The 12,917-nt window shown below is 71.9% G+C and carries 12 protein-coding genes; 4 read left to right on the top strand and 8 right to left on the bottom strand.

The genetic code is table 11. From position 1 onward, the window contains the following. Positions 1–60: 60 nt before the first annotated feature. A complete protein-coding gene (locus tag ACWF79_RS07180; RefSeq protein ID WP_453727042.1) occupies positions 61–996 on the bottom strand; it encodes an aldose epimerase family protein in 936 nt (311 codons plus the stop codon). Between the two features lie 11 nt (positions 997–1,007). After that, positions 1,008–1,901, bottom strand: coding sequence for an SGNH/GDSL hydrolase family protein (locus tag ACWF79_RS07175; protein ID WP_453727192.1), 894 nt, complete (start codon positions 1,899–1,901; stop codon positions 1,008–1,010). Positions 1,902–2,160: 259 nt separating this feature from the next. Here ACWF79_RS07175 and ACWF79_RS07170 point away from each other — a divergent pair, with 259 nt between their 5' ends. Further along, positions 2,161–2,655 (top strand): DUF3145 domain-containing protein, encoded by a 495-nt coding sequence (locus tag ACWF79_RS07170; RefSeq protein ID WP_137989482.1) that lies wholly within the window; start codon positions 2,161–2,163, stop codon positions 2,653–2,655. Positions 2,656–2,826: 171 nt separating this feature from the next. On the opposite strand, the gene fabF is transcribed toward ACWF79_RS07170, so the two are convergent. The 5 genes from fabF to fasR form a co-directional block, all read right to left on the bottom strand. Continuing rightward, positions 2,827–4,089: a beta-ketoacyl-ACP synthase II gene (gene fabF / locus ACWF79_RS07165; RefSeq protein ID WP_453727041.1), complete on the bottom strand. Its 1,263-nt coding sequence runs from the start codon at positions 4,087–4,089 to the stop codon at positions 2,827–2,829. A 79-nt stretch (positions 4,090–4,168) separates the two neighbouring features. Next, on the bottom strand, positions 4,169–4,417 hold the full coding sequence (locus ACWF79_RS07160; RefSeq protein WP_453727040.1) for an acyl carrier protein: 249 nt from the start codon (positions 4,415–4,417) through the stop codon (positions 4,169–4,171). A 57-nt stretch (positions 4,418–4,474) separates the two neighbouring features. Further along, a complete protein-coding gene (locus ACWF79_RS07155) occupies positions 4,475–5,506 on the bottom strand; it encodes a beta-ketoacyl-ACP synthase 3 (protein WP_453727039.1) in 1,032 nt (343 codons plus the stop codon). Between the two features lie 16 nt (positions 5,507–5,522). Continuing rightward, on the bottom strand, positions 5,523–6,452 hold the full coding sequence (locus tag ACWF79_RS07150) for an ACP S-malonyltransferase (RefSeq protein WP_453727038.1): 930 nt from the start codon (positions 6,450–6,452) through the stop codon (positions 5,523–5,525). Positions 6,453–6,541: 89 nt separating this feature from the next. After that, positions 6,542–7,723 carry a fatty acid biosynthesis transcriptional regulator FasR gene (gene fasR, locus ACWF79_RS07145; RefSeq protein ID WP_329120931.1) on the bottom strand — a complete coding sequence of 394 codons (1,182 nt, stop codon included), beginning with the start codon at positions 7,721–7,723 and terminating at the stop codon, positions 6,542–6,544. A gap of 130 nt (positions 7,724–7,853) precedes the next feature. Here fasR and ACWF79_RS07140 point away from each other — a divergent pair, with 130 nt between their 5' ends. After that, positions 7,854–8,513 (top strand): pirin family protein, encoded by a 660-nt coding sequence (locus tag ACWF79_RS07140; protein ID WP_453727037.1) that lies wholly within the window; start codon positions 7,854–7,856, stop codon positions 8,511–8,513. Between the two features lie 16 nt (positions 8,514–8,529). On the opposite strand, the gene ACWF79_RS07135 is transcribed toward ACWF79_RS07140, so the two are convergent. Continuing rightward, on the bottom strand, positions 8,530–9,708 hold the full coding sequence (locus ACWF79_RS07135; RefSeq protein ID WP_453727036.1) for an Ig-like domain-containing protein: 1,179 nt from the start codon (positions 9,706–9,708) through the stop codon (positions 8,530–8,532). Between the two features lie 188 nt (positions 9,709–9,896). On the opposite strand from ACWF79_RS07135, the gene ACWF79_RS07130 reads away from it, so the two are divergent. Together ACWF79_RS07130 and murJ are read left to right on the top strand one after the other, a co-directional pair. Then, complete coding sequence (locus ACWF79_RS07130) at positions 9,897–11,072, top strand: lipid II:glycine glycyltransferase FemX (RefSeq protein ID WP_453727035.1); 1,176 nt, start codon at positions 9,897–9,899, stop codon at positions 11,070–11,072. A 221-nt stretch (positions 11,073–11,293) separates the two neighbouring features. Further along, complete coding sequence (murJ, locus tag ACWF79_RS07125) at positions 11,294–12,910, top strand: murein biosynthesis integral membrane protein MurJ (RefSeq protein WP_453727034.1); 1,617 nt, start codon at positions 11,294–11,296, stop codon at positions 12,908–12,910. Positions 12,911–12,917: the final 7 nt, after the last annotated feature.

The raw sequence follows: 12,917 nt of genomic DNA, 5'->3' as shown, positions 1-12,917 counted from the left end.
GCCCTTCGGGGGGCACCCTCAAGACCAGCCCCGGGACGGAACCTGACAACCGTCCCGGGGCTACCTCGTGCCGAAGCGGTACACGGTCGTGGACGCGTAGACCTCGCCCGGCCGCAGCACGGTCGAGGGGAACTCGGGCCGGTTGGGCGAATCGGGGAAGTGCTGCGTTTCCAGCGCGACCCCGCCCAGCGACGGATTCGCGTACACCTGGAGCCCCGGTTCGGTGGTCTCCACGGTCACCGTCCGCCCGGTGCCGGGCGCGTACAGCTCGCAGGCCGACGAACCGTTCTGGTCGAGGACGAAGTTGTGGTCCAGCGGCATCGACAGCGCTCTGCCGGTACGGAAGTCCAGCTCCGTGCCGATGACCTCGGCGAACTCCCCGGTAGGGATGCCCGTCGCGTCGGTAGGGGTCCAGCGGCCTGCCGAGACCCGCAGCTCGTGCGGCCCGCCGTCTCCCAGGGTCCAGTACGTGTGGTTCGTCAGCGCCACCACCGTCGGCGCGTCGGTCTCCGCCCGGTAGACGATCCGCAGCGCACCGTCCGCGTCGAGCGTGTACGTCGCCGAGACCGCGAGGCGGCCGGGGAAGCCCTCCTCGCCGTCCGGGCTCACCCGGGAGAGCCGTACCCCGTCCTCGACCGCCTCCGCGCCCCACACCCGCTTGTCGAAGCCGTGCTCCCCGCCGTGCAGGCAGTTCGGCCCGCCGTTGCGGGCGAGGCGGTACGTCGTGCCGTCCAGCGCGAAGGACCCGCCCCCGATCCGGTTGGCGTACCGGCCCACCAGGGCACCGAAGTACGGCTCCGGATGCTTCAGATAGCCCGTCAGATCCGGGAACCCGACGACCACCTCGCCCGGAACGCCGTCCCGGTCCGGCGTCATGACCGACTGCACGATGCCGCCGTACGTCAGCACCCGCAACCGCACGGCGCCCCGCTGGAGGGTCCAGCGTGTGACGTCCGCACCGTCGACCGAACCGAAGGGTTCCCCCGTGATCCTCATGATCCGGAACCCTACGCGGGCGGCTCCGGCGCCGTCACCTGCCGGTGGGCCAGCTCCGCGAGGCGCGCCTGCCCGTCCCTGCTGGGGTGGAACCAGTCCCACGGGCTCAGCTGCCGGCCGTCGAAGGGGAAGCCGAACACCGCGCCGCCGTCGTACCGGCAGCGCCGGTCCTTCGCGCAGACCTCCTTCAGGACCTCGTTGTACGCCACCACCCGGTCGCGCACCGCCGTCCGGCGCCGCTCGGCCGAGGCGCTCAGGTCCAGCGGGGCGGCCAGCATCGAGGCGCAGATCCCCAGGCTCCAGACCCGCCGGCTCATCGGACTGTCCTTGCCGCGCGCCCAGAGCCGCTTCAGGTCCGGCACGCTCGACACGTACACCTGCGCCTTCGGCGCGGCGGTCCGCAGGTTCGCCAGCGCCGCCTCGAAGTCGGCACGGAACTGGGCGACCGGCGTCATCAGTTCGGTCCGCGACCGGCAGGCGTCGTTGGCGCCCATCATCACCGTCACCAGCTCCGGCTTCCGTGCCCCCGCGGCCGTCATCTGCGCGGGCAGCTCCGCCATCCGGGAACCCGTCCGCGCCAGGTTCCAGCTGCGCTCGGCGACGCGCTCGGGGCCCAGGAGCCGCAGGGCCAGGCTGTTGACCCCGGTGTCCGTGCCGGTCGCCCAGGACGCCTCAGGGCAGTCCTCCAGGACCGTACAGGCGTCGAAGGCGCGGGTGATGGAGTCGCCGACGGCGGCGACGGAGGCCGGTGTGCGGTCCCAGAGGGGGGTCGGCGTCGGCTTCGGCTTCGGCGCGGTGACGGTTCCGGGGTCGCTCGTGTCACACCCCGTCAGAACGCCCGCGCACAGCGTCGCCACGGCCACCGCCGCGGCGACGCCGGTACGCAATCGTCGGCTGCCGCGCATCCCCTGGCCCTCCTTCGGCGTCCTGGCGAGTGAAAGCTTGGTGTCCACCCGCCCCCGGACCGACCGTACGTCACCCCAAGGGCGGTGCGGCACGGTAGCTTTTCCCCCGTCGAACCACAGGCACCTTTGCCGATCGGCTCCGGTAAATTACATCACGTCACATGCTGTCCCTTTTTCGGGGGTTTACGGAGTTTTACTCCCGATGCTGTTTACTGAGGCCGCTGGGAAAGGCGAACCTCGTCCCACACTGGAGGTCCCGGTGACGACACGTGGAGTCCTGTACGTACACTCCGCACCGCGCGCGCTGTGCCCGCACGTCGAATGGGCGGTCGCGGGTGTCCTCGGCGCGAGGGTCCAGCTCGACTGGATCCGACAGCCGGCGTCGCCCGGCACGTGGAGAGCCGAGTTCTCCTGGCAGGGCGAGACCGGTACGGCCTCCAAGCTGGCCTCCGCGCTGCGCGGCTGGCAGATGCTCCGCTTCGAGGTCACCGCGGAACCCTGCCCGACCGCCGAGGGCGAGCGCTACAGCGCCACCCCCGAACTGGGCATCTTCCACGCCGTCACCGGCATGCACGGCGACATCCTGATCCCGGAGGACCGCCTGCGGGCCGCCCTCGCCCGCTCCGTGCGCGGCGAGACGGAGCTGGAGGCGGAGATCGCCAAACTCCTCGGCAAGCCCTGGGACGACGAACTGGAGCCTTTCCGCTACGCGGGCGAGGGCGCTCCGGTGCGCTGGTTGCACCAAGTCGTCTGAGCCCGTACCGGCACGCGCAAGGCGGTCGGGGCGGCCGCGGTCGTGCTGTGCGGGTCCGCGGTCGGCACGGCCCTCGCGCTGCTCGGGGGATTCCTGTACCAGCGGCATCATCGCCTGGTACGAACCGAGGCCCACCCCGCGAGCGGAGTGGGCCTCATGCGCGACTGCGGGTCACACGGTGCGGAACGCCAGCACCACGTTGTGGCCGCCGAAGCCGAACGAGTTGTTGATCGCGGCGATCGTGCCCTGCGGGAGCTCGCGGGGCTCGTCGCGGACGATGTCCGCGTCGACGTCCGGGTCCAGGTCGTCGACGTTGATCGTCGGCGGGGCCTGACGGTGGTGCAGCGCCAGGACCGTCGCGACGGTCTCGATGCCGCCCGCGCCGCCCAGCAGGTGACCCGTCATCGACTTCGTCGCGGAGATCGCGACGTGGTCCAGGTCGTCGCCGAGCACCTTGCGCAGCGCCTTGATCTCGGCCACGTCACCCTGCGGCGTCGATGTGGCGTGCGCGTTGAGGTGCACGACCTCGGAGGGCTTCAGGTCCGTCGAGTCCAGCAGGTTCTGCATCGCGGCGGCGATGCCCCGGCCGGTCGGCTCGGGCTGCGCGATGTGGTGGCTGTCGGCCGACAGGCCCTGGCCCAGCACCTCGCAGTAGATCCGCGCGCCACGGGCCTTCGCGTGCTCCTCGGACTCGAGGATCACCACGCCCGCGCCCTCGCCGAGCACGAAGCCGTCACGGCCCGTGTCGTACGGACGCGAGGCCTTCGTCGGCTCGTCGTTGTTCTTGGACATCGCCATCATGTTGGCGAAGGCCGCGATCGGCAGCGGGTGGATGGCCGCCTCGGTACCGCCGGCCACGACCACGTCGGCCCGGCCGGTTCGGATCATCTCGACGGCGTAGCCGATCGCCTCGGCACCCGACGCGCACGCCGAGACCGGGGTGTGGACGCCCGCCCGGGCGTTCACCTCCAGGCCGACGTTGGCGGAGGGGCTGTTCGGCATCAGCATCGGCACGGTGTGCGGGGACACGCGGCGGACGCCCTTGTCCTTCAGCACGTCGTACTGGTCGAGCAGAGTCGTGACACCGCCGATGCCGGAGGCGATGACGGAGCCGAGCCGCTCGGGCACGATGCTCCCGTCCTCGCCGGCCGGGGCGGTGTAGCCCGCGTCGGCCCACGCCTCACGGGCCGCGATCAGCGCGAACTGCGCCGAGCGGTCCAGCTTGCGGGCGAGCGGGCGGGGCAGAACGTCACCCGGGTCGACCGCGGCGAGCGCCGCGATCTGGACGGGCAGTTCGGCGAATCGTTCGCCCTCGAGGGGCTTGACGCCGGAGCGTCCCGCGATCAGACCTTCCCAGGTCGATGCGGAGTCGCCACCCAGCGGTGTGGTTGCGCCGATACCGGTGACGACCACGGTGCGATTGGTCGAGCTCACAGGAATTCTTTCTCCACGTGTGTGATGGTCGAAATACGGCGCCACCGCCGGGTGGCTGACCGAGTCAGCAGGGGCCGAATCAGCCCTGGTGCTTCAGGATGTAGTCGGTCGCGTCGCCGACGGTCTTGAGGTTCTTGACGTCCTCGTCCGGGATCTTGACGTCGAAGCGCTCTTCGGCGGCCACAACGACCTCGACCATGGACAGCGAGTCGACGTCGAGGTCGTCCGTGAAGGACTTCTCGAGCGCGACGTCCTCGGTCGGGATGCCGGCGATCTCGTTCACGATCTCGGCGAGACCTTCGACGATCTCTTCCTGGGTGAAGGCCATGTTGGCGCTCCTTCTGTGATTGCTTCGGTAAAGGGCTTCCGGAAGATCCGGAGTTGCCTAGGGGAGAGTAACGACCGAGGCGGCGAAGACGAGACCCGCCCCGAAGCCGATGATGAGCGCCGTGTCGCCGCTCTTGGCCTTGCCGGTCGCCAGCAGCCGCTCCATCGCGAGCGGAATCGAGGCGGCCGAGGTGTTGCCGGTGGTTTCGACGTCACGCGCGACCGTGACGTGCTCCGGCAGCTTCAGAGTCTTCACCATCGAGTCGATGATCCGCATGTTCGCCTGGTGCGGGATGAAGACGTCCAGGTCGTCCGCCGAGATTCCGGCGGCGTCCAGCGCCTGCTGGGCGACCTTCGCCATCTCGAAGACGGCCCAGCGGAAGACCGCCTGGCCCTCCTGCGTGATGGCGGGGAACTTGATCTCGCCCTGCTCGTTGAGGGGGAGCTTGGAGACGTCGCCGACGTGGAACTCGTTCCACGGCACGGTCTGCTTGATCGTCTCGGACTTGTCGCCCTCCGAACCCCAGACCGTGGGGCCGATGTGCGGCTCGTCGGAGGGGCCGACCACGACCGCGCCGGCGCCGTCGCCGAAGAGGAAGGCCGTCGCGCGGTCCTCCAGGTCGGTCAGGTCGCTCAGCCGCTCGACACCGATGACGAGCACGTACTCCGCCGAACCCTCGACGATCATGCCCTTGGCGAGGGTCAGGCCGTAGCCGAAGCCCGCGCAGCCGGCGGAGATGTCGAACGCGGCCGGCTTGCCGGAGCCGATCTTGTCGGCGATCTCGGTGGCGACGGCGGGGGTCTGCTTGAAGTGCGAGACCGTGGAGACGATCACGGCGCCGATCTGCTCCGGGGTGATCCCGGCGTCGGCGATGGCCTTCCCGGAGGCCTCGACCGACATCGCGGTCACGGTCTCCTCGGGGGAGGCCCAGTGGCGGGTGGAGATGCCGGAGCGCGAGCGGATCCACTCGTCGGACGAGTCGATCTTCTCGAGGATCACCTCGTTCGGCACGACCCGGGTGGGGCGGTAGCCGCCGACACCCATGATGCGCGCGTACGGGGCGCCCTTGCTGGGCTTGATCTTCGACATGCTCTACGGCTCCTTCTCAGGCTGCAGTCTGCTCGGCGACGAGCGTGCGGGCCGCGTCGAGGTCGTCGGGGGTCTTCAGGGCGAGGGTCTTGACGCCCGGAAGCGCGCGCTTGGCGAGACCGGTCAGGGTGCCGCCCGGGCACACCTCGATCAGCGCCGTCACGCCCAGCTCCTTGAAGGTCTCCATGCACAGGTCCCAGCGGACCGGGTTGGCGACCTGGCCCACCAGGCGCGAGATGACCTCGTCGCCCGTGGGGACGACCTGGCCGTCCTTGTTGGAGACGTAGCGCACGGCCGGAGCGGAGACGGCCAGCTCCTTCGCGGCGGCCTCGAGCCGCGCGACCGCCGGTGCCATGTGGTGCGTGTGGAACGCGCCGGCGACCTTCAGCGGGACGACACGGCGGACGCCCTCGGGCTTGTCCGCCTCCAGGGCGGCCAGCTGCTCCAGCGTGCCGGCGGCCACGATCTGGCCGGCGCCGTTGACGTTGGCCGGGGTCAGGCCGAGCTTCTCCAGGTGCGGGACGGTCACCTCGGGCTCGCCGCCGAGCAGCGCGCACATACCGGTCTCGGTGATCGCGGCGGCCTCGGCCATCGCCAGACCACGCGTCCGTACGAGACGCAGCGCGGAGAGGTCGTCGAGGACGCCGGCGAACGTGGCGGCCGTGATCTCACCGACGCTGTGGCCCGCGACGGCGCCGGGGGCGAAGCCGGGGACGGCCTCGTCGAGCGCGGCGGCGGACAGCAGGCCGGCGGCGACGAGGAGCGGCTGGGCCACCGCCGTGTCACGGATCTCGTCCGCGTCCGCGTTCGTGCCGTAGTGAGCGAGGTCGAGTCCGATGGCCTCGGACCAGGCCGCGACACGGTCGGCGGCACCGGGGAGTTCGAGCCAGGGAGTCAGGAAGCCGGGCGTCTGAGCGCCTTGGCCGGGAGCGACGAGTACGAGCACCCTCACACTCTCTCTTGGGGACGGCTCCGAGCGCCCGTGGGGACTAGGACGAAGAACCGTCGGGGGAATTGTTGGTGTTCGACAAAAGTCTAGGACTGCGAATCTCCGTCGGCCAAGCGCCCCAGAATGAGGGCGATCCGCAGCGTGAAGGCGGACCGGACATCGGAGGGTGACCAACCGGTGACGTCTGTCACACGTCGAAGCCGGTAGCGCACGGTGTTGGGGTGCACGAAGAGCATCCGCGCCGCCCCTTCCAGACTGCTCGCCTGCTCCAGATAGACACTCAGAGTTTCCAGCAGCGCCGATCCCGCTTCCTCCAGCGGTCTGTAGATCTCCTCCACCAACTGCTCACGTGCAGAAGGGTCTGAGGCGATGGCGCGCTCCGGCAGGAGATCGTCGGCGAGAACCGGCCTGGGGGCGTCCTGCCAGGCCGAACACGCCTTGAGTCCGGCGGCGGCGGCCTGCGCGGACCGGGTCGCGGCGAGCAGGTCGGGGACGACGGGCCCGGCGACGACGGGCCCGGCGGCGTACGGCCCGATCAGCGCCTTGGCGACGGCCAGGGGGTTGTCGTTGCCACCGGCGATGACGACGAGCCGGTCGCCGAGGACACCGGTGAGGACCTGGAGCTTGGCGTGCCGGGCGGCGCGGCGGATCGCCTCGACGGTGAGTTCGCTGTCGCCGTCGGGGGCGGTGCCGAGGACGACGCAGACGTGGTCGGGCGAGTTCCAGCCGAGCGCGGCGGCCCGCGACACGGCGCCCTCGTCGGCCTCCCCGGAGAGGACCGCGTTGACGACGAGGGACTCCAGCCGCGCGTCCCAGGCGCCCCGGGCCTCGGCGGCCTGGGCGTAGACCTGGGCGGTCGCGAAGGCGATCTCGCGGGCGTAGACGAGGAGGGCCTCGCGCAGGATCGACTCGTCGCCGGGTGCGGCGACCTCCTCGATCGCCGTCTCCATGACCTCGATGGTGGTGCGGACCATCTCGACGGTCTGCCGCAGCGTGATGGCGCGGGTCAGCTCGCGGGGCGCGGTGCCGAAGACGTCGGTGGAGATGGCCTGCGGGGTCTCCGGGTGCCGGAACCACTCGGTGAACGCGGCGATACCGGCCTGGGCGACCAGACCGATCCACGACCGGTTCTCGGGCGGCATCGCCCGGTACCACGGAAGCGTCTCGTCCATCCGGGCAATGGCATTGGCGGCGAGCCGCCCGGAGGACTGTTCGAGGCGCTTCAGGGTCGCGGAGTGCGGATGGGAGGCGTTCGTGGGTTCAGACACGGACTAAGGGTGCCTCATCGGGGCACCGGGGCGCGGCCTCGGGGCCGTTTCCCCGACGGGGGCGTGAGCCAGGGCGCCGCCTCGGGTGTGGGCAGACGTTCCGCCCGCAGCGGCTACGGTGGCTGGCGTGATGAGCATCCAGCGCGCCGGGGAGCGCTACCCCGGCGGTGATCCGGACGCCGGGATCGAGACGCGGCACGCGTTCTCCTTCGGGCCGCACTACGACCCCGACAACCTCCGCTTCGGCGCCGTGCTCGCCTGCAACGAGGAGCGGCTCGCGCCCGGAGCCGGGTTCGCCGAGCATCCGCACCGGCACACCGAGATCGTCACCTGGGTCGTCGAGGGCGAGCTGACCCACCACGACTCGGCCGCCGGCCGCACCACCGTCGTCCGCCCCGGGGACGTCCAGCGGCTCAGTTCCGCCGGGGGCGTACGGCACGAGGAGCGCAACGACGCCGACGTGCCGCTGGTCTTCGTCCAGATGTGGCTCGCCCCGCTGGAGCCGGGCGGCGAGCCCGCGTACGAGATCGTCCGGGGCATCGCCGACTCCACCCCGTACGCCCTCCCGGAGGCCGCCGCGATGCTCCACGTCCGCCGCCTGGAGCAGGGCGAGCGCTCGGCCGTCCCGGACGCGGACCTCGTCTACGCGCACGTGGTGCGGGGCACGGTCCGGCTCGACGGCGAGGAACTCGCCCCCGGCGACGCGGCCCGCGTCACCGACGCCCGCGACCTCGCGCTCCTCGCCACCTCGGACGCGGAACTCCTCCTGTGGGAGATGCGACAGCCCTGAGGCGGCCGGGTCCGCCTCAGCGGCCCGCCGCGCTCTTCGCGCGCCACTGCTCCCAGCCCAGGTTCCACGCCCCGTAGCCGTTGCCCTCCGCCACCGTGCCCTTGGTGTCCGCGCCCTTGATCTCGAACGGGTCGCCGGGGCGGACCTGGGCGTAGAACCAGGTCGCGTCCGCGTCGCTCATGCCGATGCAGCCCGAGCTGCGGTTCGCCCGGCCGAAGTGCGCCGCGTTCCAGGGCGCCGCGTGCGCGTACATGCCCGACCACGTCAGCCGCATCGAGAAGTCGACCATCTTGTCGTACGCGTCGCCGAGCCCGACCGTCTCCGAGTTCATGTTGATCGTGCCCTCCTTCGCCATCAGCACCGCCGTCCCCCGCCACGACCGCTTGTCGCCCCCGGGTGTCCCACCCGATACGGGGATCGTGCGCACGGCCCGCCCGTCGCGCTCCAGGACCAGCCGCTTGCTGTCCAGGTCCACTTTGACCACCTGCGCCACCCCGCCGACCGTGAACCCGGTGCGGTAGTCCCGTACGAACCAGCCGCCGCCCGAGTCCGTCCCGTCGAGCGTCGCGTCCAGGTCCACCCGGGTCCCCGGCTTCCAGTACTCCTTCGGCCGCCAGTCCACCCGGTCCTTGCCCGACCAGTCCTTCAGCCAGCCCCACGAGCCGACCGTCCCGTTCGAGGTCGTCACCTTGAGCTGCTTCTCCACCTCGGCCTTGTTCGTCACCGGCCGGTCGAACACGATCGACAGCGGCTGCCCGACCCCGACCGTCGTGTTCTTCCCGGGCGCCAGGGTCAGCTTGTTGACCTGCGCGGCAGGGGCGGTCGTGAACGTCGAGCTGGTCGTCGTCTCCTTCCCGTCCGCCGTACGGGTCGTCGCCTCCACCCGGTACGAGGTGCCCGGCACCGCCTTGCGGTCCGAGACCCAGCTCGTCCCACCGGCCCCGGTACGGCCCGCCAGCACACCGCCCTCCGCGTCCACGACGCGTACCGTCCGCAGCGTGCCGCCGGTCGCCGTGACCGTCACGGTCCGCCCCGCCCCCGGGCTCACGACGGTCACCTTCGCCGCCGCCTCCGAGGCCTCGGCGCTCTCCGTCGTACGGGGCGCGCCCACCGCCCCCGCGGTACACGCGGTGAGCGAGCCGCAGAGAGCGACGGCCGCGAGCGTCTGGCGTATTCGGGTGCGTGCGGGAACCACGGAAACCTCCGGAAAAAAGTGTGGGATGCCCGGACTGTAGGCCGCCGAACCGGTCGCGGAACCTCTGTGACAAGGGGTGGTGAGGAACGGTCATCGTCCGGTCACACACGACGCGCGAACCGGTCAAGGACGGCTGTGAGCATCCTGTGCGCCCCCCGACCGAGGGGCGGAACAAGGAGGCTCACGTTGTGTCAGCTCTGCTCGTGACGGCCGCACCGCCGCAGACCACCCGGCTGGAGCCCGTCACCGTCGAGACGTACCGTGCCGTCCTCGCCCGGACCGAGGCCCGCCCCAGCTTCCTCCAGTGCCCCTCCTGGGCGGAGGTCAAGGACGGCTGGCGCCACCAACTCCTCGGCTGGGGGCCGGAGTCCGGCCCCGGTCCGACCGGTGTCGCCCTGGTGCTCCTGCGCCCCTTCCCCGGCACCCGCAAGTTCTTCGCCTACCTCCCCGAGGGGCCCGTCGCCGACTGGTCCGACCCGGACGTCGACGGCTGGCTCACGCCGCTGCTCCAGCACCTGCGCGCCGCCGGCGCCTTCGCCGTACGCATCGGGCCCTCGCCAGCCTTCCGCCGCTGGAACGCCACCACCCTCAAGGCGCACACCGGGCCGGGGCGGCGGCTCTCCGACGTCCTCGCCGACGAGGTCGACCCGCTCGGCACCGCCGTCGCCGAACGGCTCCGCTCCCGCGGCTGGCGCCGCTGCGGCGGCGACTCGACCAGCGACTCCGACGGCGCCGACGCCCAGCCCCGCCACGTCTACCAGGTCCCGCTCGCCGGGCGGAGCTCCGACGACCTGTGGAACGGCCTCAACCAGGAATGGCGGCGCAACATCCGCAAGGCCCGCAAGTCCGGCGTCGAGGTGGTCGTCGGCTCGGCGGCCGACCTGCCGGAGTTCTTCCGGCTCCTGCGGATCACCGAGGAGCGTGACGGCTTCCGGCTCGGACGCTCCCTTTCCTACTACGAACGTCAGTACGCGGTCCTCAACGCCGAGCAACCCGGACGGATGAAGCTCTACCTCGCCCGCCACGAGGGCGAGACCCTCGCCGCCCACACGATGATCACCGTGGGAAAGCGGGTCTGGTACCAGACCGGAGCCTCCGCCGACCACCGCCGCGAGGTCCGCCCGTCCAACGCCCTGCAGTGGCGGATGCTGCTCGACGCCCACGCGCTGGGCGCGGATGTCTACGACATGCGCGGGATACCCTCCACCCTTGACCCGGACGACCGCGCCCACGGGCTGCTGCGCTGGAAGCTCGGCACGGGCGGGCAGGCCGTCGAGACGCTGGGGGAGTGGGAGACACCGTTGGCCGGCACGACCAACCACGCGCTGTACCGGGCGTTCCAGGCGTACCTGGCCCGCCGATGACGACGACCCTCGCGAAGCCGGAGCCAGGGCAGGAGCCGGAGCCAGGGCAGGGGACAGGGCCAGGGCAGGAGCCGGAGCCAGGGCAGGGGACAGGGCCAGGGCCAGGGCAGGGGACAGGGCCGGGGCAAGGGACAGGGCCGGAACCGGGGGCAGGGCAGGAGCCGGAGCCGAAGGCAGGACCGAAACCGGGCGCGGGCGCCAAGCACCGCGCCACCCCGTCCGTGCTCCGCAGCGGCGTGCTCATGGCCGCCGGGTCGCTCGTCTCGCGCGCCACCGGCTTCGTCCGCTCGGCGATCGTCGCGGCGGCGCTCGGCGTCGGAGGGATCGCCGACGGGTACGCGGTCGCCAACTCCATCCCCACCATCGTCTACATACTGCTCCTCGGCGGCGCACTCAACGCGGTCTTCGTGCCCGAACTCGTCAAGGCCGCCAAGGAACACGAGGACGGCGGCGTCGCCTACACCGACCGGCTCCTCACCGTCTGCGTCTGCGCCCTGCTGGTGATGACGGCCGGCGCGGTGTTCGCCGCGCCCGCGATCGTCGACGCGTACACCGACTACAGCGGAGCGCGGCAGTCGATGACGGTCGCGTTCGCCCGGTACTGCCTGCCGCAGATCTTCTTCCTGGGCCTGTTCACCCTGCTCGGGCAGGTCCTGAACGCGCGGGGCCGGTTCGGCGCCATGATGTGGACGCCGGTGCTCAACAACGTCGTCGTCATCGCCGTCTTCGGGCTGTACCTGGCGACGGCCGTGACGGGCTCCGGCGGACTGACGGCGGGGGAGACCGCGCTGCTCGGCTGGGGCACGACGGCGGGCATCGCGCTGCAGGCACTGGCGCTCGTGCCGTCGCTGCGCGGCGCCGGATTCCGCTGGCGGCCGCGGTTCGACTGGCGCGGCAGCGGGCTGACCTCGCCGATGCGGTCCGCGGGCTGGCTGGTGCTGCTCGTCCTCACCAACCAGGCCGGGTACTGGGTGACGACGAAGCTCGCCACGGCGGCGGGCACGCAGGCGGAGGCGCTGGAGGGCGGCGGGGGCGGCTTCGGATTCGCCGCCTACAACAACGCCTATCTGCTATGGGCCGTGCCGCACGGCATCGTCACCGTCTCGCTGGTGACGGCGCTGCTGCCGAGGATGAGCGCGGCGGCCGCCGACGGCGACCTGGCGGGGGTGCGACGGGACGTCTCCTACGGGCTCCGCGCCTCGGCGGCGGCGGTCGTCCCGGCGGCCTGCGCGCTGTTCGCGCTCGCGGTGCCGGTGATGAGCCTGGTCTTCCAGTACGGCAGGACCGACGCGGCCGACGTCCGGGCGATGGCCTGGATCCTGATGGCCTTCGCCCCGGGACTGATCGCCTTCTCCGGCCAGTACGTCTGCACCCGCGCCTTCTACGCGCTGCGCGACACCAGGACCCCGTTCCTCCTCAACCTGGTGATCGCGGCCCTGAACGCGGCCCTGTCCCTGGCCGCGTACCGGCTCCTGCCCCCGACCTGGGCGGTGGCGGGCATCGCGGCCGGCTACTCGCTCTCGCTGTGGGCGGGCTGGGCCCTGACCGCGTACGCGCTGCGGCGCCGGCTGGGCGGCGCGCGGAGCGGCTCGACGCCCGGGGCCGCGGCCTCGCTCGCGCGGCTGCTCACGGCCGCCCTCCCCGCCACCGGATACGGGCTGCTCGCCACCGACGCCACCGCCCCCGTCGGCGCGCTGCCCGCGGTCCTCGCCGGCGGCCTCGCCGTTCTCGCGGCCTTCGGACTGCTGGCCCGCCCGCTCCGGCTCACGGAGCTGAGCGCCCTGATGACGACCACCGGCCGCCGCCTGCGCGTCGTCCCGCGCCCCCGCAGCGGCTGACCACGGG

The sequence above is a fragment of the Streptomyces sp. NPDC054975 genome, assembly GCF_053609105.1.
This window is presented reverse-complemented; position numbering and strand designations above follow the sequence as displayed.

Coding starts and splice junctions, on each gene's coding strand:
- ACWF79_RS07160 (WP_453727040.1), bottom strand. CDS start 4,417: ATGGCCTTCACCCAGGAAGAGATCGTCGAAGGTCTCGCCGAGATCGTG.
- ACWF79_RS07175 (WP_453727192.1), bottom strand. CDS start 1,901: ATGCGCGGCAGCCGACGATTGCGTACCGGCGTCGCCGCGGCGGTGGCC.
- ACWF79_RS07155 (WP_453727039.1), bottom strand. CDS start 5,506: ATGTCGAAGATCAAGCCCAGCAAGGGCGCCCCGTACGCGCGCATCATG.
- ACWF79_RS07180 (WP_453727042.1), bottom strand. CDS start 996: ATGAGGATCACGGGGGAACCCTTCGGTTCGGTCGACGGTGCGGACGTC.
- ACWF79_RS07140 (WP_453727037.1), top strand. CDS start 7,854: ATGAGCATCCAGCGCGCCGGGGAGCGCTACCCCGGCGGTGATCCGGAC.